This is a genomic window from Streptomyces sp. NPDC033180 (assembly GCF_055577645.1).
Genome location: NZ_JBVIPU010000019.1, coordinates 44,640 through 69,101, shown reverse-complemented (window position 1 = coordinate 69,101; position 24,462 = coordinate 44,640). Strand labels below are relative to the sequence as shown.

The following is a 24,462-nucleotide window of genomic DNA, read 5'->3' as shown; positions in this document are numbered from 1 at the left end:
AAACGGGGGGAGCTCAGGCGAAGGCCTGTGCGGACGCGGCGGTGGGCAGTGGCGCCAGGGTGTCCTCCCAGGCGATGTGGTCCCCGAGATCAGCCTCGAGGAACCTGAGAAAGGCTACGTCGGTCACCTCCTCACCGGTGTAGACGAATCCGGGCACCTGCTCGTCCGTCGCGACTGTTCCCGGCGCGTCCGGCTGCGACAGGAACCCTCCCTCGGTCAGCTGTGCCACCAGGGCCTCGTCCTCCCAGTCGAGGAATTCTGATGACCCGTCACGCCGCAAAGTAGCCCAGGGTCATCGGTGGATGTCCGCCCCCGGACCCAGGGGCAGGCCGAGGCCGTAGAAGAGGCCGAGGACCGCGAGCCAGGCGATCAGGAACGGGACCACGAACACCGAGAGCCGGGACAGGACCGTGCCGAGCTGCGCTCCGGGTTCGTAGCGGCGCAGGATCGTCAGCATCAGGAAGACGTACGGATTGAGCGGCGTGATCATCTGGGTCGCGGAGTCGCCGATCCGGAACGCCGCCTGGGTGACGGCGGGTTCCATGCCGATGAGCATGAACGCCGGAACGAAGACCGGCGCGACCAGGGACCACAGGGCCGAGCCCGAGGTGACGAACAAATTCAGGACGCAGACCAGGAGGACGAAAAGGACCAGACCCGTGAAGCCCGTCAGACCCGCGGAATCCAGGAGGTTGGCGCCGTTCACCGCGAGCAGGGTGCCGACGTTGGACCAGTCGAAGACTCCGATGACCTGGGATATCACCAGGATCAGCACGATGTAGCCGGACATTCCGGTGATCGACTCGGCCATCATGCGGGGCGCGTCATCGGCGTGCTTGAGCGTGCCGACAGTACGGCCGTGGACGACGCCTGCCAGGACGAACGCGACGAACAGCAGCGGCACGATGCCGTCGAGGACCGGCGAGGGGACCAACGCGCCTCCCTCGCCGCGCAACGGTGAGCCCGGCAGCAGCCAGCAGGTGACCACGACGGCCGCGTAGAGCAGGACGGCGAGGCCCGAGCGCAGCAGGCCCGTGCGCTGCCTGGCGGTGACGGTGACCGTGACGGTGGGTTGTGTGGTGACCGCGCCCTCGCTTCCCTCCCTCTCCGGGTCGGCGTCCGGGTCCGGCCGGGGCAGCCGGGGTTCGAGGACGCGGGAGATCAGGAAGCCGCCGATCAGGGCGAGCACGCAGCTGGCAGCGGCTGTGTAGAAGTAGTTGATGAGGATGTGCGTGGGGGCGCTCTCCCCGCCCGGCACGACTGCCGCGGCCTGGTGCGTGATGCCGGTGTAGAGCGCGTCGAGCGCGCCGATGGAGAAACCCGCCGCGTAGCCCGCGCAGACGCAGGCGAAGCCACCGATGAGGCCCGCGATCGGGTTGCGGCCCGCGTTCTTGAAGGCGAGTGCGGCAAGCGGCGGAATCACCAGGATCGCCACGTCGCTCATCAGGTGCGCCTGGCAGGACACGAAGGCGACCAGGTAGGGCAGCAGCCGCCTGGGGGCCCGAGCGATGGAGGCGCGTACGGCCGTCTCGAGCAGGCCCGTCTTCTCGGCCACGCCGACCGCGGCCATCATCAGCAGGACGGTGCCCAGCGAAGGGAAGCCGGTGAAGTTCGGGATGAAGTTCTCGAGCAGCCAGCGCACGCCCTCGCCGCTGAACAGGCCCTTGACCGCGAGTGTCTTGTCCTCGCCCGGCACCGTGACGGTGGTGTCGGTGGCCGCGAGAACCGTCGAGACCGTGCCGATGATCAGGAACAGGCCGAGGAAGAGCAGCACCGGGTGCGGCAGCTTGTTGCCCGCGCGCTCGATGCCGTTCAGGACCTTGTCGAGCATGGACCGGGGCGGGGGCCCACCGGCCGGCGTCTTCGCGGTGGTGGCCGAGGTGCTCATCCGGCGGCTCCTTGCGATGGCGTGCCGCTCGCCACGGGGGAGGTTAGCGCCAGGCCGAGCGAGTCCTTGCGTACGGCGCCGCGCTGGGCGACGAGCACGATGCGGGCCGGGTCGGCGAGCACCGAGATGTCCGTGAGCGGATCGCCGTCGCACATCACCAGGTCACCGTGTTTGCCCTGCTCGAGTGTGCCGATCTCCGCGGAGAGGCCGAGGAGTTCGGCTGCGCTGCGGGTGCCCGTCTCGATGGCCTGTTCCGGGGTCATGCCCAGGGCCACGAGATGGGAGAGCTCGCGCAGGTTGCGGCCGTGCGGCACCATCGCCGCGTCGGTGCCCATCGCGATGCGTACGCCGTCGGAGATGGCCGCCGCGATGTTCTCCCGGGTGATTCCGGACCAGCGGACCTTCTTCTCGTAGTGGAAGGGCTCCATGGTCGAGCGGTCGATGCCGTCGAACACCGTCGACAGGGTAGGCACCACGAACGTGCCCCGCTCCCCTGCCAGTTCGCGTGCCTGCGCGGTGAGGCCGTAGCCGTGCTCGACGCTGCTCACGCCGCCGCGGATCGCGTTGATGATGCCCGCGGTGCCCTGGGCGTGGGCCGCCACCGGCCGGCCGCCGTGCCGGGCCACCTCGTCGACGACCGTGCGGATCTCCTCGACGGTCAGGCCCTCGTCGTCGGGCTGGTCGTAGGGGCTGCTCATGCCGCCGGTCGCGCAGACCTTGATCACGTCGGCGCCGGAGCGGAGCAGGCGCCGCACCGCGACCCGTACCTCGTCCGGAGTGTCGGCGATCTCGCCCACTCCGGCGCTGGGGTCGAAGCCGCACTCCGAGCGGAAGTCGGCGTGGCCGCCGGTGTGACTGAGGATGCGGACCGCCGTGTGCAGCCGAGGCCCTGTGGTGAGTCCCGCGGCCACCGCGTCCCGGTAGCCGGCCGGCAGACCGCCGAGGTCGCGGGCGGTGGTGATCCCCGCTTCCAGGGTGATGCGCAGCCGCTCGGCGGTGCGGAACGTCTCCACGGTCGGGTCGGTCTCGTGGCGGCGGACCATCTGCCGGGGCGATTCGATGGCGAGATGGACGTGGGTGTCGATGAAGCCCGGCAGGACCGTGCGTCCTGCCGCGTCCACGGTGCGGGACCTGGCGGGCGCCTCCGGCGCTGTCGCGGCCGGTCCGGCGTGAACGATCGTGCCGTCCTCGTCGATGTCGATGACGGCGTCGGTGACGGGCGCCGCGCCGGTGCCGTCGACGAGGCGGGCTCGGATGATGCGCAGAGAGGAGAACTGTTCGTGGCTCATGGCCGACGATCCTCGGTATCAGGAATCACGACTGTGTAAAATCGCCGGAATCCTTCACCAGAACGTCATCGACGCAGGATTCGGCACACCTCATGGACGCGCACCTCACGGGCACTCACCCCACCGACACAGGCCTCGTGGAGTCGCAGCGAGCGCACGTTCTGGACGAGCTGGATCTGGCCATCGTGCACGCCCTCCAGATCCAGCCGCGGGTGCCCTGGGTGCGGATGGGTGAGGTCCTGGAGGTCGACGCCGTGACGGTCGCGCGCCGCTGGGACCGCATGGTGCGCGCGGGCGTGGCCTGGGTCGACGGCTATTTGTCGCCCGGCCACGACGAGGGCGTCTACGCCCAGGTCGAGATCGACATGGACGGACGCCTGAGCGAGGACACCATCGGGCAACTCGCCCGCGATCCCCATGTATTGAGTCTCAAGCAGACCTCGGGCGGGCGTGATCTGCTCGCGATCGTCGGTGCCGCCGACCTCGACGGCCTCGCCCGGCTCTCCGGCGACCGGGTGTCGCAGCTGCCCGACGTTCGCGCCGTACGCAGCCATGTCATCACCGCGGCGCCCTTCGAGGGAGCTTCCTGGCGGCTGCGCAGCCTCACCCGGCAGCAGCGGAGCGCCCTGACCGTCGAGCGGCCCGCGGTGCCCGACGAACCGCTACGGCCCATCGACCGCCACATCGCCCTCGCACTCGGCGCCGACGGCCGGATGCCCCTGACGGAGCTGGCCAAGACCGTCGGCGCCTCCGCCGCGACCGTTCGGCGCCGACTGCGCGTCCTGACCGGGACCGGGCGGCTGTCGCTGCGCTGCGCGCTGGCCAGGCCACTGACCGGGTTCCCGGTGTCGGTCGTCTACTTCGGCTCGGTGCCCGCCCAGCATCTCGAGGAGACGGTGAGCGCGCTGCGCACCCTGCCAGGCCTGCGCATGTGCAGCATCACGGCGGGCGCGCACAATCTGGTGCTCGACATCTGGCTGCCGGCACTCTCGGAGGTCCACACGACCGAGGCGCTGCTCAACAGCCGCCTCGCACACCTGGATCTGCGCATCACCGAACGTGCCGTGGTGCTGCGCACGATCAAGCATGTGGGGCGTGTGCTTGACCGCCGGGGGCACAGTGTGGGGCCCGCGCCCCTCAATTACTGGGATTGACGCAGACGAGCGCGGCAAAGGGAGCGAAAGTGCCGAGGAGACCGAGCGCCCAGTACTGGATCGGGAGGAGCTGAGTCCGACGGGCAAGGGGGCGGTTGGCGATCCACCAGAGGAAGCCACAACTGGCGGCGGGAAGTCCGAGGGCTACGAGGACGACGCCGAAACCGTCGTTCTCTTCGGGCGCGGGTTGCACCCAGGTCGCTCCGACGTAGTAGAGCATCCAGATCGGAACGATGGCGGGGACGCCGAGCAGCAGGTTGACGCCGAACGCGGTGTACCACCGACCGATCATGACTTCCGCCCCCCGTGATCATCTACCCGGGACAGTAACCGACGGCGGCTGTGCTCGGGCCGGGGGCACCTCGCGCAGCTCACCCTCGCCCGGGCCTCGATCAGCCCGTAGCCGCTTGCCGCTTCCTCAGTGCCTCGCTGAGAGCCGCGCGGACCGGGCTGGGCAACGGCTCGCCCTCGGTCGTTGCGATCAACTCCTCCGCCACCGAGCGCAGTTTGGTGTTGGAGTGTTGCGACACCTCGACCAGGATCTTCCACGCCTCATCCGCAGTACACGGCCCCAACGTCATCAGCATGCCCCGCGCCTGGTCTATGGACGGATGGGACTCCATGGCGCGATGGAGATCGTTGATCTCTGTGCGCAGCGCCTCGATCTCGGCGACCTCATCCGCACAATCGCCGTCGGGGGCCTGCTGCTCGGGATCGCAACGAGGGTTCAGTGCCGATGTGTTGAGAGAGTCGGGTGAGGAAGCCACCTGCTCTGCCTCTCGTCTACTCGGGCTGCCTCTGTCGGGCCGGCAGAGGCGCTGATGAGCCGAGCATCCCAGATTCCCCACATCTATGGCCATAGTTTGTGATTCTGTGCGTGCGGCAGCGCCGGTGGCTGTCTGTCCCAACCAACCGGCGCCTACGTCGCACAGCGCTGTGCTTACGCAGCGATCGGGTAGCCACCTGCATTGATCTCAAACAGGCGCGGGCTCCCCGGCTAGGACGTGGGGCCGAGTTCGCCCTCGATGCGGGTCTGGATGATCTGGGGTCGGTCCCACAGGGCCAGGATTTCGTTGGCGATGGCCACGACGGGCAGCAGGTCCTGGTCGTCTCGCACCTTGATGGCGGCGGCCAACAGGCTGCGGGGGACGGCTCCCGCGTCGAGGAGGACGCGCCAGTCGGCCGGGCCGATGTCCAGGAATTCCAACTTCGTGAGCTCGGCGATCTCCAGAGGGTCGGCGAGCGTGCCGGGGTAGGCGGCAAGCGTCCTCAGGCGGGGCAGCTCGGCGGCCGGGGCGAGACTGAGGGGCTCAGCGTCCCAGAGGCCGATGGACAGGACTTCCAGGCCGGGGTGTACGGCGGCCTCGATGCCCGGCAGGCTTCGGATGTTGACATGAGCCACGGCAGGCGGCAGGTCACCTCCTGAGCCGTAGCGTCTCTTGCGATGGTCCATCACCAGGTCGGTGAGGGAGTCGGCGACGAGGGAGGCTCCGATGTTCTCCTCGTGGCTGAGGATGATGATCTGTCCCGCGTGTCCGCTCGGACCGGGTGTCAGATCTACCGCCAGCCGGTCGCCACCGCCGTTGTCCCCGAAGGCGATCCAGCCGGGCGAGCCGACCAGGCCCTGCACAGCGGCCTCCGGCGGGGTGACGACCGCTTCCTTCGCCGCGAACTCCCAAGAGCACGGGCGGGACGACACGTCGGCGACGTACAGCTCGTCCAGGGCGAACAGCTCGCAGCCGACCGCCATGCATGCACGCTCCGCGGCCTCACCGTCGTCACCCAGGCCCTCCCACGGTGCTCGCATCACGCGGTAGAGCACCTTGAGCTCCTCCGGCAGGGAAACGCCAAGGCGCGATTCCGCTGCGGCGATCTCCGTCTCGGTCGCGCCGACGGCGTCGGGCAACCGCTCACGGAGCGTCCGCTCCAGCAACGCCGGATCCGCCGAAGGAGCCGCCGCCGCTCCGGGCACCGGATCGGGAAGACAGCGCCAGGGCTGCGGAATGGCTCCCTCCACCAGGAGGAGCGTCCCCGGGTGCGGGTTGCCGATGCCGGACTCCACGGCGGGGCTTGGCCCGAGCAGACGGAGCGTGGCCTTCCCGTCCGGCGCTATCCTCCCGTTGAAGGAGACGGTGTCGACGCCGGCGTCCGCGAGTGCGCGCTGTACCCGCTCAACCGCCTCCGTCTCCTCCCGCGTGTCCTCGACCCGGAGGGCCCGACCGGCCGTCCTCGACCGCCGCCGCAGGGGCAGACTCCAACTCTGCCGGCCGATCCGTCCCGCCACGCGGATGGACGAGGCAGACTGCTCAGGCTGCTCCGGCACCCCGTCGGCCCGAAAGAGTCGCAACACGGGCTCCCAGGTGGCGAATTCGCGCACCGAGGGCACAGAAGGATTCTGATCAACCATGCGACGACCGTACGGGCAGGCACTGACAACGCAGGCAGATGCGGACGCCGAGGACGGGACCTCGAAGGCGCATTGCTGGGTTCAGCGCTGGGTTCAGCGCTGGGTTCAGCGCTGGCGGGCCGGTCGTACGACGATTTCGTTGACGTCGATGTCGGCAGGCTGCGCGAGAGCGTACGAGACGGCGCCCGCGATGGCGTCGGGCCCGATCGCGTGGGCCCGGTAGGAACGCATCGCCTCGGCGGCACCGGCCTCGGTGATGGTGTCGGCGAGCTCGGAGTCGACCACGCCGGGCGAGACGGTGGTGACCCGGATCGAGGGGTCCACCTCCTGGCGCAGGCCCTCGGTGATCGCCCAGGCCGCGTACTTCGTGCCGCAGTAGACGGCGCCGGTGGGCACGACCTCGTGGGCGCCGATGCTCGCGACCGTGACGAAGTGTCCCGAGCCCTGCGCGGCGAACACGGGCAGCGTCGCGGCGATCCCGTACAGCAGGCCGCGGACGTTCACGTCGATCATCCGGTCCCACTCGTCGACGAGCAGGGAATCCAGCCGTGAGAGGGGCATGATGCCGGCGTTGGCGACGAGGACGTCGACCCGGCCGTGCCGGTCGCGGGCGGCACGGACGAAGGCCGCGACGTCCGCGCGGTCGGTCACATCCAGGCGCGCGGAATGCAAGCTGCCGCCGGAGCGGGCAGCGGCCTCGGCCGTGCTCTCCACCAGTGCTCGCAGGCGGTCGGTGCGGCGCGCACCGGCCACCACGACGTGTCCCTCGGCCAGGAGACGTGCGGCGACGGCCGCCCCGATACCACTGCTGGCGCCGGTGACGAGGACGACCTTGCGGTCGGTGGGCCGGTCGGTGGGCGCGGCGTAATCGGTTTGCTGTGCTGCGTGTTCCGGTTGTTGTGTGGTCATGTCCTTGAGGCTGGCCCGGCCGGAGCGCCCGCGGGAGAGGCGGAGTTCTCCTGGGTGCAGCGCACCCAGGAAGCGCGGCGGTCCCGGACCTAACATGTGGGCATGGCACGCTCAGAGCTCGGCGCCTACCTCACCGCCCGTCGCGCCCACGTCACCCCCCTCGAGGTGAACCTCCCCACCACGGGGCGCCGCCGGGTGACGGGGCTGCGGCGCGAGGAGGTGGCCCTGCTCGCCGGGGTCAGCGCCGACTACTACGTACGCCTGGAGCAGGGCCGGGAGCGCACGCCCTCCACGCAGGTGCTCGACGCACTGGCCACTGCCCTGCGGCTGGACGAGGACGGTCGGCTGCACCTGTTCCGGCTCGCCGGAATCGGCCCGCGCGCCAGGGCCGCGGCCGTGCCGGACCGGGTCGAGCCGAGCCTGCTGTCCCTCATGGACGCCTGGCCGCACAACCCCGCCGTCGTCCACAACCGCGCGTACGACGTCCTCGCCTCGAACGCGATCGCCGACGCCCTCTTCCTCGGCTGGACGCACTCGCGCAACCTCATGCATGTCGTGTTCACCGGCTCCTCCGCGCGTACCTTCTACCGCGACTGGTACGACGTCGCGCGCAACTCCGTGGCCGGTTTCCGGCTCGGCCACGGCGCGGCGCCCGATGACCCGCGGGTACGACAGGTGCTCGGCGAACTGCTGGAGCGGAGCCCGGAGTTCGCCGATCTGTGGGCCCGCCACGACGCCCGGGGCAAGGCGCTGGAGAGCAAGCGCTTCGATCATCGCGAGGTCGGTCCCTTGACGCTGACCATGCAGACCTTCGACGTCAGGTCGGTCCCCGGCCAGGAACTCGTCGTCTACCACGCGGAGCCGGCCTCCCCCAGTAGCGAGGCGCTCGCGCTCCTCGGCACGCTGGCCGCGACCTCGCGTAGGGAGCCTTGAGCCGCCGTACGCACCAATTCGGAGGGAGTCCACCTCAACAGCGCCCCTTCGGGCGGGGATGCACGCTAGCGTCGCGGCAACGCACTGTTCGGCGGGAGGGGCAGGGATGCGGCGCTCGGCTGGGCATGTGGCGCTGCTGCAACGGGTGGCTGACGTGCAGCGCACCACCGAGGGGTGGGCCATGGCAGGGCCCGGCCTTGATGAACGCACCACCAGCCCCCTGGTGAAGCTCGGGCTCGCTCGGGTGGCGCCCCGCGAGGAACAGGCGGAGCTCTCCGCGCAGGCCGGCGAGCCGGGGCCGTGGGCGGTACAGCTGACGGCCGACGGATGGGACACGCTCCTCTACGCACAGGCGCGGGCCGCTGTGCCGACCGTCGATGAGCCGGCGCAGGGACTGCAGCAAGTGGGCTTGCGCCGCTCGGATTTGGACGCCCTGAGACGATTCGTCGAGCTGCGCGGCCGACTGCGCCATGAGCCCGCGTCGGGGCTGGAGTCGGCCGTGGAGGCGGCCCGCTTCGACGCCGCGTCCAACAGGTGGGTCGTGTATGTGAGCGGTGAGCAGATGCGATCGATGGCACGCGCGTTCTTCCTCGAGCGGCTCGCCGGATCAGCGGCCCCCGCCAACCGGTTCGCCCGTGTCTACGGGGTGAGTTACGCGCCACCGCCCCTCCGCCACGTCCCTGCGCCGGAGCCCGGCGAGGTCGGCTGACCGCTGGACGGCGGAAGCTCAGAGGGGGGCGAGAGCCATGAGGATCTCGTCGCGGTCATCGTCCGGGGCAAGCCGCAGGGCGCCCGGCCACCGGCCGACGTCCTTCCAGCCCAGCCGCCCGTAGAAGCCGTCCAGTCCAACATCACCGCGGGCAGCAAGCCGAAGCTGCTCCGGCCCCATCTCGTCCCTGGCGACCTTCCGCACCTCGTTCATGAGCGTGATGAAGGGTGCCCCAGTGCGCGACCAGCTCGAACCGGTCACGGCGGACGTTGAGCCAGCCCACGAGTTCCCCGTCCGACATTGCCGTGAGGACTCGGCCGGTGTCCGGGGAAAGCTGGTCGATGATCCGATCGAGGGTCGGAGTCACCGTGTCGACATCGACCGGCGGGAGGGGAAAGCCTGCCGCACCCATCACGCGGCCCGCGAGCGCGAGCGGCGGCTGAGGTGTCAGGCCCTTATGTGGTCGCGGCTCGTGGCTCGTCGTCGACGAAGCCGAGCCTGCGGTTCATGCCATTCCCCTGCCCCGGTGGCTGGCCGGCAGGCCGGTCATCTCGCTGAAGGCGTGCCCTTCGGGGCGGACCGCTGCCATCGTCGTGAACTCCATACCGCCCGGCGGCAGCTTCCGAGACAGGGCTCGAAGCGTGCGTCGTCGAACGCATCCAGGTCGAGCGTGAGCCGAACCCATTCAACGGCCATGACGGCGCCTCCAGTTCCTCGGTCTGGACACGTCCTCGCACCCTATCGATCAAGCGCCGGTTTCATCCACGTACGCTGGCCCGGGACTCGGAAGAAGGAGGCGGTGTCGGATGGGCGGAGAGGTTCTGCGCTGGAGCGCGTACCGCAGCATGCCGTGGAAGAACGGCGGCGGTGTGACACGGGAGGTCGCGTCGGGCGTCGTGCAAGCGCCCCTGACCCCGGCGGAGCCGGCGGACGGCTTCGACTGGCGGGTGAGTATCGCGGACGTGGACGCGGCGGGAGCCTTCTCCTCCTTTCCCGGGATCGACCGCGTGATCACCCTGGTCGAGGGCGAAGGCATGGTGCTGAGCGTGGACGGAACCCCCCAACTGGTGGAGCCCTTGAGCCCGTTCGCCTTCTCCGGTGACGCGGCGACGGACTGTCGTCTTGAGGCGGGTGCGGTGCGCGACATGAATGTGATGACCCGCAGGGGCCGCGCGGCGGCACACGTGCGGATGGTCGCCGTCACCGCCGCTCAGAGTGCGGACATGGCGTGCGACGCGGGCGAGACCCTGCTCGTCATGGCCACCACCGAGGGAATCGCCGTAGGCGGACCGGACGGACGGGAAACCGCCATCGGCCGCCTCGACTGCGTCCACCATGAGGGCCCTGGGCGGCTGGCTCTCCGGGGTGACGGCACAGTGGCCGAAATCAGGATCACCGCGGCGAGCTGACAACACGACCGACGTCTGACTCTCCGCTACCCGCTATCCGCTATCCGCTATCCGTCGATGAGTCTCAGGGTTTCGATGTCGTCCCATCCGCCTGCGGTGAGTCTTTCCCCAAGCGCCAGCGCGGAGGCGGCCCGGACGAGCAGACACTGGGGTGGCTGGAGGTTCTTGGCGAGGGCCACGAGGATCTCCAATGCGCTGTTGGCCAGGTAGTGGACACCGGTCAGGTCGATGGTGATCTCTTGTGTGGTGTGGCGCTGTGCGTTCAGCGCCATGGCCAGCGCGCCCTTGTGCGCGCCGAGCACCTCTCCGAACAGACACACGTCCGCGGCGGCGGTCGATGGCACGATGAGCAGCAGGTCGTCGGCGAAGTAGCCGCGCATAGCAGGTCCCGGATGCCGTGCACCGTCGAGAAGGAGCGGAGCTCAAAGGAGGTGGGTGGCCTCGGAGAAAGCGGCGCGTCTTCACAGTGCCAGGTGGCGGGGGCACAGCCCCGCAGTTGCAGCCGCTGGCGGTGGGGGCCGCTCTTCGAGCCCGAGAGGTCGCCGGTACGCCGCTGCCGCGCTGACGGCGAGCGGTCATTCCACGGACTGGGTCAACAGCCTACTCCCGGAAGGGTCCTGACCGACAGGGCCACAACACGCCCGTACATGTCACGCCGGCTCCGAACCTGCTGCACCTGCTGCGGCCGGCTCAGGAGCCCGCGGACACCGGCGAGTCGGCCTGGTCGCCCACCGAGTCCTGCGTCGCGGACTTCGGGATGGGCCGGTCGTCACGCAGAGCGCTCCACACCTTGTGCGAAGCCTTCTTCAGCGGCAGGACCCGCCCCGAGTCCTGGGAGTCGTAGGTGACCGGCATCGTGACCATGTTGGTGCGGTCGGGGCTGATGTCCTTCAGCTCCTTGCCCAGGCCGAGGAGCTTGTCCGCGGACGCCAGCTCGGAGTCCGCGCTGATGGTCTTGGTCGCGGTGTCCGCCAGGTCGTAGGACTTGGCGGGGCTGCCCAGCGGATCGACCGTGTCGGCGCGGTGGATCAGCGCCTTGATGAACGCCTGCTGGAGCTGGATGCGGCCCAGGTCGCTCCCGTCACCCACGCCGTGCCGGGTGCGGACGAGCTCCAGTGCCTGCTTGCCCTTGAGCGTGTGCTTGCCTTCGCTCAGGGCGAGACCGCTGTTGGGGTCGTGGATCGCCTTGCGGGTGGTGATGTCCACGCCGCCGAGCTCGTCGATGAGCTTCTGGAATCCCTTGAAGTCGACTTCGAGGTAGTGGTCCATGCGGACGCCCGACATCTTCTCGACCGTCTTCACGGTGCACGCCGGTCCACCCACTTGGTAGGACGAGTTGAACATGGCCCGCTGCGCGCCGGCCGCCTTGCCGCCGTGCGGCTTCGCGCACTGGGGCCGCTCGACCATCGTGTCGCGCGGAATGCTGACGACCGAAGCCTTCTTGTGGGTCTTGTCGACGTGCAGGACCATCGCCGTGTCGGCGCGGGCACCACTGATGCCGCTGCCGTAGTGGCCGTGGGTTCCCGCCCGGGAGTCGGACCCGAGCAGGAGGATGTTCATCGAGCCGTCCTTCTGCTCGCTGGGCCGGTCCTTCCCGAGGACGGCGTTCATGTCCGTGCCCTGGATGTTGCCGTTGAGGTGCTGCCAGGCGTAGGCGGCACCTCCTCCGCCGATCAGGAACACTCCCAGCGCGCCCCACGTGATGTACCGCAGGGTCTTCTTCTTCGGCTTGCGCCGGGATCCCCGTACCCGCGGGGGCCCGTATCCGGGCACCGCGGGGCCTTCGGCCATGTGCGCCTGCTGCTCGTTGCTGCTCTCGTGCGGCATGCGCTGCCCCTTCTCTTTGACCGGTGGCTCAGTGGGCTGGTCGACCGGTGACTCTGTGGGTTGGTCTGCCCGTGGCTCAGTACGCGGAGTCGACGTTGTCGATCGAGCCGTACTTGTCGGCGGCGTAGTTGGCGGCCGCGGTGATGTTGGCGACCGGGTCGGTCAGGTTATCGGGGGTGCCCGACACGTGGTACGCGTCGAAGGTGGGCTGGATGACCTGGAGCAGACCCTTGGACGGGGTGCCGTTCTGGGCGTTCACGTCCCAGCCGTTCTGGGCGTTCGGGTCACCGGCGGACTCGCGCATGATGTTGCGGTGCAGACCCTCGTAGGAACCGGGGATGCCCTTGGACTTCATGATGTCCAGGGACTCCTTGATCCAGCCGTCGAGGTTGTCGGGGTAGTTCTTCTCGGCCTTCGTGGCGGCCTGAGAGACGTTCTTGCTCGCAGCGGCCGGCTCGGCAGCGTGGGCCTGCGAGGGCACCAGCGTGAGGGCGGCGGCGGCTGCACCGGCGGTGGCGATACCGGCGACGGAGATCTTGCGCAGTCGGGTGGTGCGGCCGGGCTTGGTCTGCGTCTGAGTAATGGCCATGCGGGGGTAACTCTCCAATGCGAAGTCTGTTGGGGAGTGGCTGGGTCGAGGCGGGCGATTTCACCCGATCGATCCCGGCCTCTCCGGAACTTCAGCAAGGGTTAGCGGTGGCAGGAGCAGGACGCAATGATGTGACGTACTACCCCGGTACGCAGGAGGCCCCTGGTCAGACGCCTCGCAACGGGCCCACGGCCCTCCGTGGGAGCCCCGGCGGGACTACTACCGCCGTTAGCATGTGACGTGGCTCCTATGGGTGGGCTCACAGCCACGGCGGTGTTTGGCCGGAACGCGGAGCTTGGAAATGGCATCTCGGGGGCAGACAACCCGGCTCGTCACCGCCGCCCGGCTGACGTGCTCGGTGAACGTGCACGTCAGCCGCGTTTTGCGGCCCTCGCGGCGAAGCGGGACTGGGACGTACGCGGCAGCGGGACGGCCGCGAGCAGGTGGGGCACGGCTCCGCCAGGCGGCGGGGCTCTCGCCGGCCTCGGAGCGGAAACGCCGGATGGCGGGCGGGATCAGGGGTCCCCGCCCGCATCTACGCCTGGGCCTACGTGGGGCCGCTCGGCGTGGTGACGGCGCTGACGCTGTTCATCGCCTGACCGGTAGCCCCCGGGGCGCGGTCAGGGCCGGGCGCGAGCGGGGCGGCTGACAAGCTGTCCGCCGCAGTTGGGGCAGACGTCCCGCATGGCCTCGGCGCACGGTTCGCAGAACGTGCACTCGTAGGAACAGATCTTGGCGGGCGCGTCCCACGGCAGAGCCGCGCTTTCGCAGCGCTCGCACCGATCACGCATTTCCAACGCCATGACGTCTCCCCCGCACCTGGCCGACCGCTGTCTGCTGTCTGCTGTCTGCTGTCTGCTGTCTGCGTGGAAGGGTACGCGGGAGGACCGCACCGCCGGGTGGCGGCTAGCGAGAAGCGCCGAGCCAGTCCTCGTAGTGGGTGGGGGCGACACACGCGCCAGGTCCCGCGACGAGTACGTCACCGACGACCGCCGCGAACATGCCCGCCTTCTCATCGGTGACGACGGTGCGGGGGTCCTTCCGGGCCGACAGCGTCAGACGGCCGAGGTCGCCGAGTGGGAAGACATCGGGCCCTGCGACGTCGAGCGTGCCGTTGAGGGGCTCGGCGGTGGCGACGTCGGCGAGGGCCTCGACCACCTCGGCTGTCGCGATGGGCTGAAGGCGCGTGGCGGGCAGCCGCACGGTCCGGTCGTCGGCGGTCCAGGACATGGCCGCGTCCATGAACTCGAAGAACTGAGTGGCGCGCACGATCGAGTACGCGGCGGGCCCCTGCCGCAGCAGGTCCTCCTGGAGGGCCTTCGCGCGGTAGTCAGTCCAGCTGCGGCACCTGGTCGACGCCGACGATGGAGAGAATGACCTGATGGCGGACGCCCGCACGCTCCCCCGCGTCTCGCAGGTGCCCCATGGTGGTGCGGAAGAAGTCGCCGATCTGGTCGGCTCGGTGGACAGGACAGCCGCCCGCAGGCTCTGCCGGCCATCGGAACGTGGCTCAACGCAGCGAACGGCTCCGGGCTGAGAAGCCGAGCGCGGAGCCGCTGGTGATGACGTCGACGTAGGACGTCAGGGAGCGCGGGGTCAAGGACCATCCTCGATGCGATGTGGTCCGGGACGACGTCAGCCGCGCCCCTCGGCCCTCGCCGCTGTGCTCGCGCTCTCCGGCTGAAGCCGGAGAGCGCGTGCACCTCGTCTCTTCGTCTTCTCCTCGTCCACGCCTAGAAGCGCGGGCCGGCCTTGCGGTTGGCCGCCGCTCTGAGGCCGGCGATCGTGAGCGCCAGGACCAGCACCGAGGCCAGCGCGGCGGCCACCGCCGCCAGGGTCGGGAGCGGCGCGGGCACCCCGTCGGGCCGCAGCACGTAGGCGAGCGTCCTGGAGTCGACCCGGTCGTCCACGAGGTGGCCGACGGTCAGCGCGCCGGCGACCAAGGTGCTCGCAACAGCCACGATCGGCGACCCGCTGAAGCACATCGCCGCGCCCGCCAGAGCACAGACGACGGAGGCGCCGAGCGCGGCGAAGAGACCGACGGTCGACACGTCCGACCAGTTCAGCGGGAAATGAGCCGCCGCACAAAGCAGAAGAAGTACGCCCGCCACGCGACGCAGCCACACCAGAGGTGTCTTGCCCTGCGCCTGCGTGGCCTCCGCTGCATCGGCGGCCGGGGCGGGCGAGGGGTGAGCCGCCGCGGCGGGCGGCGCGAGCGGCGGAGGCGGGGCCTCGACCTCGGGGTAGTCGGCGGCCCTGTGTTCCCTGAGGCTGCCGATCAGCTGCATCAGATCCTCGACAGATCTGGTCGTACCGGCGGCGTGCACCGCTTCGGCTCCGCTGTGTGGATCGTACGGAGGGCGGGACAGCAGATGGACGAGGCGGCCCACCTCCGGAACGGGCCGTTCCTCGGCGGCGTGCCGAATGGCCTCGTCCATGTGCTCGGCGGGGTGTTCCGGCGGGCCGAGCAGTTCCACCAGCCGGGTGACGTCGTCGACGGAGCGGGCCACGGCTGCCAGGCGGAGCACCGAGGCCGCGGTGGTCAAGCCGTCAGGTGACTGCTCCAGGAGGGTGACGAGATCGACGACATCGTCCAGGGGCCTGGACACCACGGCGACGCGTATGAGCTCTTCCACCGCGTCCTCGTCCGGGCCGGGCTCCGTCTGCGCCGATGGTTCGTCGTCAGTGTCGGGCGCCTCCTGCGGAGGCCCCTCATCGACACTGTCGGCGATCCGCTCCGGCGGAACGTCGTCGGCGTCGTGCTCGGCTGTCTGCGGCCACGGGGCGGGCTGATGGGCGGGTGGGGCGCCGAGCTGCGCGGTGCCCCAGTGAACCGAGGTCGCCACCAGAGGTTCGCCGGTACCGGAAGTGTCCCCAGCGGCAGAGAATGACTCAGCGGCCATTTTCGCTTCTCCATTTCAGCGGGACGTCCTCGCCCCGCACGTGATCGTGTCTCCCGTTCTATGCACGCTTCATGCGGCCCGCCACTGGAAGAGCCGCCCGGCGAGGCGACCAACCCCTCCGGGAACCTCCCGGGGGAGGCACCGGCGAATGCGTATTCCTGTACGAAAAATGCGTGACGGTGGGTCAGCCGCGTGCCGCGGTCATTGCTCCGTATGAGAAGGAACCGCCGCGTGAGCAAGGGCGGGCACGAACGGGGTGGCCGCGCACCTCCTGCCCGGCGTGCAATAGTCCAGCAAGCGCCCGTCCGAGAACCCAGAGCTTCGGGTATCCCTGGAATCGCTGCGCGCCGGCGAGATCGCGCACGGTGGTGCAGAGGCTTGTCGTCCCGCCGGCCTCTTCCGAGGTGGGGAATCTTCATGGCGTTCCGGGCGCTACGTTGCCGCAGCATCACCCTGGCTGTGGTCGGGCTCGTCGTGCTTGCCCTGACGGACACCGGCTGCACAGCACCCAAGTCCGCCACCGGCACTGCGGCGTTCGCGGACGCCGGGGCGCCGACACCGGGCGGGGTGCTCAGCCTCGACGAAACGGCCGACCGACTGCAGAAGGACGTGGCCGAGGTATGGCGTCACATGGACCGGATCTGGCCGGGCACCGACTATGCGGAGCATGCGCTGCTGGTCACCGACGGCAAGGCCGCAGGGGCGATCACCCCCGAGGGCACATCCCGTGTGCCACTCGCGGACTTGGAGCAGCAGAACATCGCGGTGCCCAGGGCCGGTGGGTTCACGATGACCGAAAGGGACGGGCGTGACGCAGTGGTCGTGGCATTGGAGGCGCAGGACTACGCGCGGGGGCTGCCCGACCGTGATCCCAGCGGCATGTTCCCCAAGGACGCCACGTCGCTGCTGTTCGACACCGCGACGCACGAACAGTTCCACGCCCACGTCCAACAAGACGGCGCCAAGGCCCGCTGGAAGGCCCTCGCCAAGCCACTTGAGGGCAGCGACGTCACAGGGCGTGCGACGTACTACCCCGTGCGCGAGCAGGAGACTCTGCTGGACGCCGGCCGCGACGAGCCCCGCCGCTCTCGCCATCTCCAGGCCGCGGCCTGGTGGGAGCAGCAGCTGGCCAGGACGCTGCCCGAGCAGCACCGAGCCCTCAGCCGTACGGACGTCCTGGAAGGGACGGCCAACTATGCGGGCAAGCTCGCCTTCGTCCGGCAGTTACTACATCGGGCTCGCCGCCCTGCTCCTGGCCGATCACCTCGGCTCCGGCGCCCGCGTCAAGCAGCAGAGCGAGTCCAGTGGGAAGACACCGCAACAACTGCTCCTCAAGGACGTCGCACCGAAACGGCAGCCTGTCCCAGCAGAACTCGACGCACGGGCGCGGGCTCAGGCCCAGGCGATGAACCAGCAGCTGGGTGAGGTGCTCGACCCGCTGGCGCAGGTGTACGCCGAGCCGTCGACCGTACTTCTCCGGCTGCCCGCGAAGGCGGTCCGCAGCGACTTCCAGTCAAACGGCTGCTACAAGGCCGCCAAACTGCCGTTCACCGTGGCACTGGGGAGCACTGGCTCACTCACGCTCACCGGCGGAAGCCTGGAGGTGAAGGACACCAGCGTCGGATTCGACGGGGCGAATCTCGTGGCAGCCGAAGCGACGGGCACCAGGTTTTCACCGCGCAGCTCGCCGACTGACGCGCGTCCTCTGCGTGCGTCCCGCCCGGGCTAGCTCCCCTCTCCCCCAGCGGGACGCACCCCCTCGACAGGCACCCAGGGGTGCGGGATCCCCTGTTCGGGACGGTGCCCAGAGGGCCCTCGGTACCCTCTCGTGCGGCGTTCCCTGCTGTGGCGGGCTGAACCTCGCCCAGGGGCACTAGTTGTAGCCGCGCTCCAGCTGTAGTCGCCCTCCGGAAAGCGGCTTCGTGGTAACTTCCGTATACAAGGTGTATGCGATCTCTGGGGGTAGTGGTGGCGTCGGGTCGGGAGAAGGCGTACGCGTACCTCAAGGAGACGGTCCTTACGGACCCCGCGATGCAGGGCGAGTTCCTCTCGGAGCAGGACATCGCCGATCGCATCGGGGTCTCGCGCACCCCGATCCGCGAGGCCCTGCTTCTTCTGGCCGCCGAGGACCTGGTCGAGTTGGTGCCCAAGCGCGGTGCGCGGGTGGCGCCGCTGTCGGGGCGTGAGATCTCCGAGCTGATGCAGCTGCGCGGGATCGTCGAGCGGTACGCGGCGCAGCACGTCATCGGCACGGGCCGTGCTCCGGTGCGGGAGTTGGGCGCATGCCTGGAACGGCAGCGCGCGCTGAGCGGGCCCGACCAGGCCAAGGAGTTCATCGACGTGGACCACCTCTTCCACTCGTCGCTCGTGTCGGCCGTGGGCAATTCACTGCTCGACCGGCATTACGAGGGGTTGCGCAGCCGCCAGGTGAGGGCCGGTGTCGTGGCCCTCTATAACCAGCAGGGCCGGCAGGAAGCGGTGCTCGACGAGCACAGGGCGATCGTGGACGCCCTCACGACCGGTGACGCGCAGGCCGCCTGCGCCGCGATCGACAGCCACCTGGAGTCGACGCTGAAGGTGCTGCTCGCCGGATAGGCACGCGCAGTTGTGGGGTTCTGGGCCCCGCTCCGCGGGCTGGAGGGCTCTGGCGGGAGCCCTCCAGCCCTCCGGGGGAGAGGGAATTGCCAGCCCGGTCAGCTCAACGCGGCCCCGCCAGACGGCGGTTGGCCAGCACCGGGATGTTCTTGCGGACCGCAGCGACCTCGTCGGCGTCCACCTCGACCAGCATGAGCTCCGGCTCGGCCCCCAGGCGGTGGCGGACGGTTCCGTCGGGGCCGACGAGCATGCTGTGCCCCACTCCGGTGGGCGCCGTGCCCCCGGCCGCCACCCGCCTGGCGGCCGGGTCCGCCTGGTCGACGGCCGCGACCCACAGCGTGGCGTCCAGTGCGCGGGCCCGTACGAGCAGCTCCCACTGATCGAGCTTGCTGGGGCCCGCGCCCCAGGAGGCCGCCAGCAGGGTCGCGGCGGCTCCCGCGTCGGCATGGGCCCGGAACAGCTCCGGGAAGCGCACGTCGTAACAGGTGGCCAGGCCCAGGCGTACGCCGGCCACGTCGATGGTGACTACCCGGGACCCGGCGGCCACGCTGTCGGACTCGGCATAGCCGAACGCGTCGTAGAGATGGATCTTGTCGTACGTCGCTTCGACGCCGCGTCCGGTGGCCAGCAGGGTGTTGGCCACCCGGCCGCCCGACGCCGGGGTGAACATGCCCGCCACCACGGTGATGCCCGCGGCCTCGGCGATGGCGCGGACCGCGGTGGCCCAGGGGCCGTCCAGGGGCTCGGCGATCGGTGCCAGAGGGGTGCCGAAGCAGGCCATCGACGCCTCGGGGAACACGACGATGTCCGCGCCGGTGTCCGCCGCGCGCGTGGTCCATTCCTCGATGAGAGCGAGGTTCTTGCCGGGCTCGGGGCCGGTGGTGAGCTGACTCAGTGCAATGCGCACTAGGGCCGCCTTTCGGAGTCGGGAGGGCGGGCGGGGCGGTATGGGGGGCTTGAGGTTACGGAACGCGGGCGGCGGGCACGGACTCCGGGGCCGCGGCGCCGGCGAGCAGCTCGTCCTCCTTCTCGGCGTGGGCGGAGTCCCTTCCCAGGCAGAGCCCGATGAGGGTCACGGCTGCCGATGCGGCGAGGTAGAGCGCCAGCGGGACCCAGCTGCCGTACGCACTGAGCAGGGCGGTGAACAGCAGCGGGGCGACCGCTCCACCGATGAGCCCCGCCAGGGTGTAGGCGAGGGACGAGCCCGTGTAGCGCAGGCGGGGCGAGAACTGCTCGGCGACGAATGCCGCTTGCGGGCCGTACATGAAGGAGTGGATGGCCAGGGCCACCACGACGCCGCACACCAGCAGGATCCAGCTGCCGCCGTCGACCACGAGGAAGAACACGAACGGCCACACCCCCGCGGCGAGGGCGGAGCAGCCGTACAGCAGACGCCGGTTGACCCGGTCCGACAGGGCGCCGGCCAGCGGGATGAGGAAGATCTGCAGGAAGGAGCCGACCAGGACGGCCGTCAGGGCGGACCCGCGCGACATGCCCAGTTCGTCGGTGGAGTAGGTGAGGACGAACACGGTGAACATCGCGTACAGCACGTCGGGGGCGACCCGGCTGAGGATCGCGGCGCACAGCGCGCGGGGCTGGGTCGTGAAGACCTCGCGGATCGGCGCCTGGGGCCGGGACTCCTCGGCCTCCATGGCCTTGAAGACGGGGGTCTCCTCCAGCTTCGCCCTGATCCACAGCCCGAAGGCGACCAGGGCGCCGGACAGCAGGAAGGCCACGCGCCAGCCCCAGGACAGGAACTGCTCCTCGGTGCACAGCACCCCGAGGGCGGCCAACACGCCGTTGGCCAGGAGGTTTCCGGCGGGCGGTCCGATCTGCGCGGCGGAGGCGTAGAAGCCGCGGCGGCGCGGGTCGCCGAACTCGCTGGACAGCAGGACCGCGCCGCCCCACTCGCCGCCGACGCCGACGCCCTGCGCGAACCGCAGCAGGACCAGGGCGATGGGGGCGGTGATGCCGGCGGTGCCGTACGTGGGCAGGACGCCGATGAGGAACGTGGCGGCGCCGATGAGGACCAGGGTGGCGATGAGGACCTTCTTGCGGCCGATCACGTCGCCGAGGCGTCCGAAGACGAAACCGCCCAGCGGGCGCGAGACGTAGCCGACGGCATACGTGGAGAACGCCAGGAGGGTGCCGGTGAGAGGGTCCTGCGAGGGGAAGAAGAGATCACCGAAGACGAGGGCCGCCGCGGCGGAGTAGACCGCGAAGTCGTACCACTCCAGAGCGGTGCCGGTGAGGCTGGCGAAGAAGGCCCGGCGGATGCCGGAACGGCCCGGTGAAACCGCCGGTGGGCCCTGAGAGGTGTGCTGCATGCTTCCGGATCCTTGCGTCGAGGGGACATCGACCTGGACATCGACCTTCCGGCATACTTCTTGTATACAGGTCGTATGCGCAACCCCCGCGCCAGAAGTTGACCGTGTCGAGACTGTCGAGACCCATGTCGAGACCTGCCCCCTTTGGAGTGCCTCATGGCCGTGCTGACCTTCGAACTCCCTGATGGCTCCACCCGTGACGTCGATGTCGTCCAGGTACTGAACGCCGGATACGCCGGGCGCGAGCAGACCGATGTCGCCGCACACGTCGCCGAGCTCGCCCACCTCGGGGTGCCCGCACCGTCGGTGACCCCGGCGCTCTACCCCGTCTCTCCCTACCTGGCCCAGCAGACCGACCGGGTCGCCGCCCCGCACGCCCGCACGTCCGGCGAGGCGGAATGGGCGCTGGTCGTCGCGGACGGCGGTGAGCTGCTGCTGACCGCTGCCTGCGATCACACCGACCGCGACCTCGAGGTCCACGGTGTGGCCTGGAGCAAGAACGCGGCACCTGATGTCCTGGCTCGGCAGGCCTGGCCCCTGGCCGATGTCGAGTCGCGCATCGACGCACTGACCCTGCGCGCCTGGGTCACCCACGCCGACGGCCGGGAGACCGAGATCCAGCACGGCACGCTGGCCGAACTCCTCACCCCCGGTTACTGGACCGGCGTACTGCGCGAGCGCGGCGGCCTGACACCCGGCACCGTACTGATCTCGGGGACCATCCCCATGGCCGAGGGCGTGGACCAGTTCGCCGAGGGCTGGCGCGTGGAGCTCGGCGACCCCGCCACGGGCAGCACGATCCGGCTCGCCTACCAGGTGGTGCCGCTGCCCGAGCCCATCGGCTGACTCCGCACGCTTCTCGACACCCTGCGAGCGGCGTTCGGGCTCGACGGCGACGACTCCGTACTGGAGCTCGGCTGCGGCACCGGCGAACTGGCCCTGCCGATCGCGGCGCGGGTCGGCTCGGTCATCGGCATGGACCCCGAGCCCGACATGCTCCGGCCGGCCCGGGAAGCGGCCGCCGCTCGAGGCGTGTGCAACGCGACATGGACGCTCGGCGCCGACACCGATGTCCCTGCGCTGGGCACGCTGAGGGGCGAACGGTCGCTCGCGGTCACGGTCATCGGCCAAGCGCCGCACTGGACGCAACACGAGGAGCTGTTCCGGGCGTTGGCGCCCCTGCCGCGGCCTGGCGGCGGCATCGCCGTGATCGCCAACGGCACCCCGCTGTGGCTGCAGGACAGCGCCTGGTCACGCGCGCTGCGCGCCAGCCTGGAGGAACACTTCGACACCGAACCGACGGCGTCGCGCGGCACCGGCCCCCACGCCCCTGACGAGAGGCTCGCCTTCGCCGAACGCGTCAGGCTGGCACTTCCACCGACCCCCTTCATGGAAGAGGGGAGGGTGTCCGCGCTTGTGGGGCACGTCAGGTAGAGGCGCCGGCCGGCGTAGGCCGGCCTCGATGCCTACCGCTGACCTGAACGCCTACCGCTGAGGGGAATGATCGACAATGATCAGCGCATGAACAAGATCGTGCTGATGTCGGATCCGAAGATCGCGGCGATCCCGGTGGCCGACTGCGGTGAAGTGCTCGTTGACGTCCGGCAAGAGGAATCCCTTGCCGTCGGGTCTCTCAAGGTCGACCCGTCAGGGGCCTTCGCGTATCTACGAGAAGGCGTACTGTCCCGTCTACTGAAGGCACAGCACCTGCTCCCTGACGGCATCAAGCTGCTGTTCATCGAGGGGTACCGGCCACCTGGGTTGCAACGCCACTACTTCGAGAGCTACGCCGACGAACTGCGGGTCGGCCATCCGGGCTGGTCGCCGACGCAGGTTCGCGAGGCAGCGAGCCGGTACGTCTCGCCACCGGAGATCGCACCGCACAGTGCCGGCGCCGCAGTCGACCTCACCCTCGTGTCCGCCGACGGGCAGGAGCTCGACATGGGGACCCCCGTGAACGCCAGCCCTGAAGAGAGCGACGGAGCCTGCTACACGGAGGCCCAGAACATCAGCCCCGGGGCGCGGGCCAACCGGAGGGTGCTCGGTTCGGCCCTGGCTGCCGCCGGCATGGTGAACTACCCCACCGAGTGGTGGCATTGGTCCTACGGCGACCGCTACTGGGCCCTTGCCTCCGGTGCGGACAGCGCACTGTACGGGCCACGGGAGCTCGACTGAACCGACCAGTCAGAAGCGCGTCCTCGACCGCCAACAACCCCTCCGGAGGCATGAAGGTGATCGGCCCCCAGCCCGTGTAACAGGCGGGAAACAGCTCCGGGCTGTGTTCGGTTGGGCCCCAGGAAGATCCCGACACCGGTGATGCCGACCGACGACTCCACCCGTGGCGGCGCATCCCTTGGCCTGTTCGTCGGTGATGTTGCGGGGTGGTCCCAGCCCGCGCGCATGCAGGAGTGGCTGTAGATCACCGGCTGTTCGGAGACCTCGCACACCCGCACGCAGGCGCGTCAGGGCGGATCGAGGGCACCCTCGCCGCGCGCTGCGGGCACACGGTGGGCCATGAAGGGCCGGCTGGTGATGAACTCCCTGAATTTCAGGGCGGCTTCGGACAGATGGCTGTCACGGTTCCACACCAGGGTGAGCACCCGCTCGCAGTCGGGCGCGTCCAGGTGGACCCAGACGACAGGAACCTGTGTCTCCGTGCCGACCCGGCGGGAGATCGTCGGAATGAGACCGATGCCGAGGCCCGCGCTGATCATGTCCTGGCTGGCGCCCGGTTCGTCGCCCTCGCAGGACAACAGCGGTGTGAGCCCCTCCGCCGCGAACAGTCGGTCCAGGAGGGTGCGCTGCCAGTGGCCAGGGCGTGTGGTGACGAAGGGCTCGTCGGCGATCTCGGGGATCGTCACTCTCTCGCGCCCCTCCAGCCAGTGACCGGGTGGCACCGCGAGCAGCACCTCCTCGCGAGCGAGCTCGACCGACTCGAGGTTCGTGCCGGTCAGCGGCTGCGAGGCCACGCAGAAGTCGACCTCTCTGGTGCGCAGCCGACGGTCCATCTCCTGCGCGGTCGACTGGAAGAGCCGTACGTCGGCACGGGGATGACCGGCCCGGAAGCTGCCCAGAAGGTGAGTGACCGTCAGAAGCGTCTCGGAGGCCACGCTTACGCGCCCGAGCCCGGTGTCACGGGCCTCACGCACAGCCCTGCGGCCGTCGTCGAGCTCGCTCAGGGCGCGCTCCACATGCCGCAGGAACATCGCACCGTACGGGTTGAGCCGGATGCGGCGCCCCTGCCGGTCGAAGAGTGGCGAGCCGAGCTCGGACTCCAGGCGGGCGATGGTGCGGCTCAACGAAGGCTGGGCGACGCGCAGTTCCTGTGCGGCTCGGCTGATGTGCTCGAAACGGGCCACGGCCTGGAAGTAGCGCAGCTGCAGGAGATCCATGATCCATCCACCTTCACTTATGCCTTTCGGGTCATCTTCACATGGCAGAACAAGTCTTGGAATGCATAAGGGATTCTTCCTACGGTCTTCCTCAAGGCCACCGCGCAGGCGATACCCGCAACAGGGTCGCC

Annotated in this window: 26 protein-coding genes and 1 pseudogene; 10 read left to right on the top strand and 17 right to left on the bottom strand. The window is 69.8% G+C overall.

What is annotated here, in order from left to right; genetic code table 11:
- Window positions 1-13: 13 nt before the first annotated feature.
- From ACZ5WE_RS34700 to ACZ5WE_RS34690, 3 genes are all read right to left on the bottom strand, one after another.
- A complete protein-coding gene (locus ACZ5WE_RS34700) occupies window positions 14-229 on the bottom strand; it encodes a hypothetical protein (RefSeq protein ID WP_467694427.1) in 216 nt (71 codons plus the stop codon).
- 63 nt (window positions 230-292) lie between these two features.
- On the bottom strand, window positions 293-1,888 hold the full coding sequence (locus tag ACZ5WE_RS34695) for an AbgT family transporter (protein ID WP_467694429.1): 1,596 nt from the start codon (window positions 1,886-1,888) through the stop codon (window positions 293-295).
- The gene (locus ACZ5WE_RS34690) at window positions 1,885-3,177 is read right to left on the bottom strand and encodes a metal-dependent hydrolase family protein (protein ID WP_467694431.1); all 1,293 of its coding nucleotides are present in this window, start codon (window positions 3,175-3,177) and stop codon (window positions 1,885-1,887) included. Before ACZ5WE_RS34690 ends, ACZ5WE_RS34695 begins: the two co-directional genes overlap by 4 nt.
- Window positions 3,178-3,269: 92 nt before the next feature.
- Here ACZ5WE_RS34690 and ACZ5WE_RS34685 point away from each other — a divergent pair, with 92 nt between their 5' ends.
- Window positions 3,270-4,331, top strand: coding sequence for an Lrp/AsnC family transcriptional regulator (locus ACZ5WE_RS34685; protein ID WP_467694433.1), 1,062 nt, complete (start codon window positions 3,270-3,272; stop codon window positions 4,329-4,331).
- Here the strand turns inward: ACZ5WE_RS34685 and ACZ5WE_RS34680 are convergent.
- The 4 genes from ACZ5WE_RS34680 to ACZ5WE_RS34665 all read right to left on the bottom strand — a co-directional run bounded on the left by ACZ5WE_RS34680 (window position 4,315) and on the right by ACZ5WE_RS34665 (window position 7,647).
- Window positions 4,315-4,623, bottom strand: coding sequence for a hypothetical protein (locus tag ACZ5WE_RS34680; RefSeq protein WP_467694435.1), 309 nt, complete (start codon window positions 4,621-4,623; stop codon window positions 4,315-4,317). The genes ACZ5WE_RS34685 and ACZ5WE_RS34680 overlap by 17 nt on opposite strands.
- 100 nt (window positions 4,624-4,723) lie before the next feature.
- Window positions 4,724-5,098 (bottom strand): ANTAR domain-containing protein, encoded by a 375-nt coding sequence (locus tag ACZ5WE_RS34675; RefSeq protein WP_467694437.1) that lies wholly within the window; start codon window positions 5,096-5,098, stop codon window positions 4,724-4,726.
- Window positions 5,099-5,328: 230 nt separating this feature from the next.
- A complete protein-coding gene (locus ACZ5WE_RS34670; RefSeq protein ID WP_467694439.1) occupies window positions 5,329-6,738 on the bottom strand; it encodes an SMI1/KNR4 family protein in 1,410 nt (469 codons plus the stop codon).
- A 105-nt stretch (window positions 6,739-6,843) separates the two neighbouring features.
- On the bottom strand, window positions 6,844-7,647 hold the full coding sequence (locus ACZ5WE_RS34665; RefSeq protein ID WP_467694441.1) for an SDR family oxidoreductase: 804 nt from the start codon (window positions 7,645-7,647) through the stop codon (window positions 6,844-6,846).
- Window positions 7,648-7,749: 102 nt separating this feature from the next.
- Here ACZ5WE_RS34665 and ACZ5WE_RS34660 point away from each other — a divergent pair, with 102 nt between their 5' ends.
- Entirely contained in the window at window positions 7,750-8,580 is an 831-nt protein-coding gene (locus tag ACZ5WE_RS34660) for a helix-turn-helix domain-containing protein (protein WP_467694443.1), read from the top strand.
- A gap of 106 nt (window positions 8,581-8,686) precedes the next feature.
- Complete coding sequence (locus ACZ5WE_RS34655) at window positions 8,687-9,289, top strand: DUF6417 family protein (RefSeq protein WP_467694445.1); 603 nt, start codon at window positions 8,687-8,689, stop codon at window positions 9,287-9,289.
- Window positions 9,290-9,307: 18 nt separating this feature from the next.
- Here ACZ5WE_RS34655 and ACZ5WE_RS34650 read toward each other — a convergent pair whose 3' ends face one another.
- Complete coding sequence (locus ACZ5WE_RS34650) at window positions 9,308-9,502, bottom strand: hypothetical protein (protein ID WP_467694447.1); 195 nt, start codon at window positions 9,500-9,502, stop codon at window positions 9,308-9,310.
- Window positions 9,503-10,095: 593 nt separating this feature from the next.
- On the opposite strand from ACZ5WE_RS34650, the gene ACZ5WE_RS34645 reads away from it, so the two are divergent.
- Window positions 10,096-10,698, top strand: a complete 603-nt coding sequence (locus ACZ5WE_RS34645; RefSeq protein WP_467694449.1) for a HutD/Ves family protein — start codon at window positions 10,096-10,098, stop codon at window positions 10,696-10,698.
- Window positions 10,699-10,745: 47 nt separating this feature from the next.
- Here ACZ5WE_RS34645 and ACZ5WE_RS34640 read toward each other — a convergent pair whose 3' ends face one another.
- From ACZ5WE_RS34640 to ACZ5WE_RS34615, 6 genes and pseudogenes are all read right to left on the bottom strand, one after another.
- A complete protein-coding gene (locus ACZ5WE_RS34640) occupies window positions 10,746-11,078 on the bottom strand; it encodes a hypothetical protein (protein WP_467694451.1) in 333 nt (110 codons plus the stop codon).
- A 310-nt stretch (window positions 11,079-11,388) separates the two neighbouring features.
- Window positions 11,389-12,525 carry an LCP family protein gene (locus ACZ5WE_RS34635; RefSeq protein ID WP_467694453.1) on the bottom strand — a complete coding sequence of 379 codons (1,137 nt, stop codon included), beginning with the start codon at window positions 12,523-12,525 and terminating at the stop codon, window positions 11,389-11,391.
- A 76-nt stretch (window positions 12,526-12,601) separates the two neighbouring features.
- Window positions 12,602-13,114, bottom strand: a complete 513-nt coding sequence (locus ACZ5WE_RS34630) for a transglycosylase SLT domain-containing protein (RefSeq protein WP_467694454.1) — start codon at window positions 13,112-13,114, stop codon at window positions 12,602-12,604.
- 620 nt (window positions 13,115-13,734) lie between these two features.
- On the bottom strand, window positions 13,735-13,917 hold the full coding sequence (locus tag ACZ5WE_RS34625) for a DUF1272 domain-containing protein (protein ID WP_467694456.1): 183 nt from the start codon (window positions 13,915-13,917) through the stop codon (window positions 13,735-13,737).
- A gap of 103 nt (window positions 13,918-14,020) precedes the next feature.
- Window positions 14,021-14,555, bottom strand: a pseudogene (locus tag ACZ5WE_RS34620) (SDR family oxidoreductase); the annotation flags it as partial.
- Window positions 14,556-14,847: 292 nt separating this feature from the next.
- Window positions 14,848-16,017, bottom strand: a complete 1,170-nt coding sequence (locus tag ACZ5WE_RS34615; RefSeq protein ID WP_467694458.1) for a hypothetical protein — start codon at window positions 16,015-16,017, stop codon at window positions 14,848-14,850.
- Between the two features lie 417 nt (window positions 16,018-16,434).
- Here ACZ5WE_RS34615 and ACZ5WE_RS34610 point away from each other — a divergent pair, with 417 nt between their 5' ends.
- The 3 genes from ACZ5WE_RS34610 (at window position 16,435) to ACZ5WE_RS34600 (ending at window position 18,612) form a co-directional block, all read left to right on the top strand.
- Window positions 16,435-17,442 (top strand): hypothetical protein, encoded by a 1,008-nt coding sequence (locus tag ACZ5WE_RS34610; protein ID WP_467694460.1) that lies wholly within the window; start codon window positions 16,435-16,437, stop codon window positions 17,440-17,442.
- The gene (locus ACZ5WE_RS34605) at window positions 17,423-17,746 is read left to right on the top strand and encodes a hypothetical protein (RefSeq protein ID WP_467694462.1); all 324 of its coding nucleotides are present in this window, start codon (window positions 17,423-17,425) and stop codon (window positions 17,744-17,746) included. The genes ACZ5WE_RS34610 and ACZ5WE_RS34605 overlap by 20 nt, the downstream gene beginning before the upstream one ends.
- 239 nt (window positions 17,747-17,985) lie before the next feature.
- The gene (locus tag ACZ5WE_RS34600) at window positions 17,986-18,612 is read left to right on the top strand and encodes a GntR family transcriptional regulator (RefSeq protein ID WP_467694561.1); all 627 of its coding nucleotides are present in this window, start codon (window positions 17,986-17,988) and stop codon (window positions 18,610-18,612) included.
- A 103-nt stretch (window positions 18,613-18,715) separates the two neighbouring features.
- Here the strand turns inward: ACZ5WE_RS34600 and ACZ5WE_RS34595 are convergent, their stop codons facing one another.
- Entirely contained in the window at window positions 18,716-19,519 is an 804-nt protein-coding gene (locus ACZ5WE_RS34595) for a carbon-nitrogen hydrolase family protein (protein ID WP_467694464.1), read from the bottom strand.
- A gap of 55 nt (window positions 19,520-19,574) precedes the next feature.
- Window positions 19,575-20,939, bottom strand: a complete 1,365-nt coding sequence (locus ACZ5WE_RS34590; protein ID WP_467694466.1) for an MFS transporter — start codon at window positions 20,937-20,939, stop codon at window positions 19,575-19,577.
- Between the two features lie 156 nt (window positions 20,940-21,095).
- On the opposite strand from ACZ5WE_RS34590, the gene ACZ5WE_RS34585 reads away from it, so the two are divergent.
- The 3 genes from ACZ5WE_RS34585 to ACZ5WE_RS34575 all read left to right on the top strand — a co-directional run bounded on the left by ACZ5WE_RS34585 (window position 21,096) and on the right by ACZ5WE_RS34575 (window position 23,114).
- The gene (locus ACZ5WE_RS34585; RefSeq protein ID WP_467694468.1) at window positions 21,096-21,785 is read left to right on the top strand and encodes a DUF2848 domain-containing protein; all 690 of its coding nucleotides are present in this window, start codon (window positions 21,096-21,098) and stop codon (window positions 21,783-21,785) included.
- A gap of 21 nt (window positions 21,786-21,806) precedes the next feature.
- Window positions 21,807-22,373 carry a class I SAM-dependent methyltransferase gene (locus ACZ5WE_RS34580; protein ID WP_469157319.1) on the top strand — a complete coding sequence of 189 codons (567 nt, stop codon included), beginning with the start codon at window positions 21,807-21,809 and terminating at the stop codon, window positions 22,371-22,373.
- 87 nt (window positions 22,374-22,460) lie between these two features.
- Window positions 22,461-23,114, top strand: coding sequence for a M15 family metallopeptidase (locus tag ACZ5WE_RS34575; RefSeq protein WP_467694470.1), 654 nt, complete (start codon window positions 22,461-22,463; stop codon window positions 23,112-23,114).
- A gap of 287 nt (window positions 23,115-23,401) precedes the next feature.
- On the opposite strand, the gene ACZ5WE_RS34570 is transcribed toward ACZ5WE_RS34575, so the two are convergent.
- Window positions 23,402-24,331 (bottom strand): LysR family transcriptional regulator, encoded by a 930-nt coding sequence (locus ACZ5WE_RS34570; protein WP_467694472.1) that lies wholly within the window; start codon window positions 24,329-24,331, stop codon window positions 23,402-23,404.
- Window positions 24,332-24,462 lie beyond the last annotated feature (131 nt).

Coding starts and splice junctions, on each gene's coding strand:
- ACZ5WE_RS34635 (WP_467694453.1), bottom strand. CDS start 12,525: ATGCCGCACGAGAGCAGCAACGAGCAGCAGGCGCACATGGCCGAAGGC.
- ACZ5WE_RS34590 (WP_467694466.1), bottom strand. CDS start 20,939: ATGCAGCACACCTCTCAGGGCCCACCGGCGGTTTCACCGGGCCGTTCC.
- ACZ5WE_RS34680 (WP_467694435.1), bottom strand. CDS start 4,623: ATGATCGGTCGGTGGTACACCGCGTTCGGCGTCAACCTGCTGCTCGGC.
- ACZ5WE_RS34585 (WP_467694468.1), top strand. CDS start 21,096: ATGGCCGTGCTGACCTTCGAACTCCCTGATGGCTCCACCCGTGACGTC.
- ACZ5WE_RS34670 (WP_467694439.1), bottom strand. CDS start 6,738: ATGGTTGATCAGAATCCTTCTGTGCCCTCGGTGCGCGAATTCGCCACC.
- ACZ5WE_RS34660 (WP_467694443.1), top strand. CDS start 7,750: ATGGCACGCTCAGAGCTCGGCGCCTACCTCACCGCCCGTCGCGCCCAC.
- ACZ5WE_RS34630 (WP_467694454.1), bottom strand. CDS start 13,114: ATGGCCATTACTCAGACGCAGACCAAGCCCGGCCGCACCACCCGACTG.
- ACZ5WE_RS34685 (WP_467694433.1), top strand. CDS start 3,270: ATGGACGCGCACCTCACGGGCACTCACCCCACCGACACAGGCCTCGTG.
- ACZ5WE_RS34605 (WP_467694462.1), top strand. CDS start 17,423: ATGAACCAGCAGCTGGGTGAGGTGCTCGACCCGCTGGCGCAGGTGTAC.
- ACZ5WE_RS34610 (WP_467694460.1), top strand. CDS start 16,435: ATGGCGTTCCGGGCGCTACGTTGCCGCAGCATCACCCTGGCTGTGGTC.
- ACZ5WE_RS34665 (WP_467694441.1), bottom strand. CDS start 7,647: ATGACCACACAACAACCGGAACACGCAGCACAGCAAACCGATTACGCC.
- ACZ5WE_RS34695 (WP_467694429.1), bottom strand. CDS start 1,888: ATGAGCACCTCGGCCACCACCGCGAAGACGCCGGCCGGTGGGCCCCCG.
- ACZ5WE_RS34625 (WP_467694456.1), bottom strand. CDS start 13,917: ATGGCGTTGGAAATGCGTGATCGGTGCGAGCGCTGCGAAAGCGCGGCT.
- ACZ5WE_RS34615 (WP_467694458.1), bottom strand. CDS start 16,017: ATGGCCGCTGAGTCATTCTCTGCCGCTGGGGACACTTCCGGTACCGGC.
- ACZ5WE_RS34650 (WP_467694447.1), bottom strand. CDS start 9,502: ATGAACGAGGTGCGGAAGGTCGCCAGGGACGAGATGGGGCCGGAGCAG.
- ACZ5WE_RS34655 (WP_467694445.1), top strand. CDS start 8,687: ATGCGGCGCTCGGCTGGGCATGTGGCGCTGCTGCAACGGGTGGCTGAC.
- ACZ5WE_RS34640 (WP_467694451.1), bottom strand. CDS start 11,078: ATGCGCGGCTACTTCGCCGACGACCTGCTGCTCATCGTGCCATCGACC.
- ACZ5WE_RS34570 (WP_467694472.1), bottom strand. CDS start 24,331: ATGGATCTCCTGCAGCTGCGCTACTTCCAGGCCGTGGCCCGTTTCGAG.
- ACZ5WE_RS34575 (WP_467694470.1), top strand. CDS start 22,461: ATGAACAAGATCGTGCTGATGTCGGATCCGAAGATCGCGGCGATCCCG.
- ACZ5WE_RS34645 (WP_467694449.1), top strand. CDS start 10,096: ATGGGCGGAGAGGTTCTGCGCTGGAGCGCGTACCGCAGCATGCCGTGG.
- ACZ5WE_RS34690 (WP_467694431.1), bottom strand. CDS start 3,177: ATGAGCCACGAACAGTTCTCCTCTCTGCGCATCATCCGAGCCCGCCTC.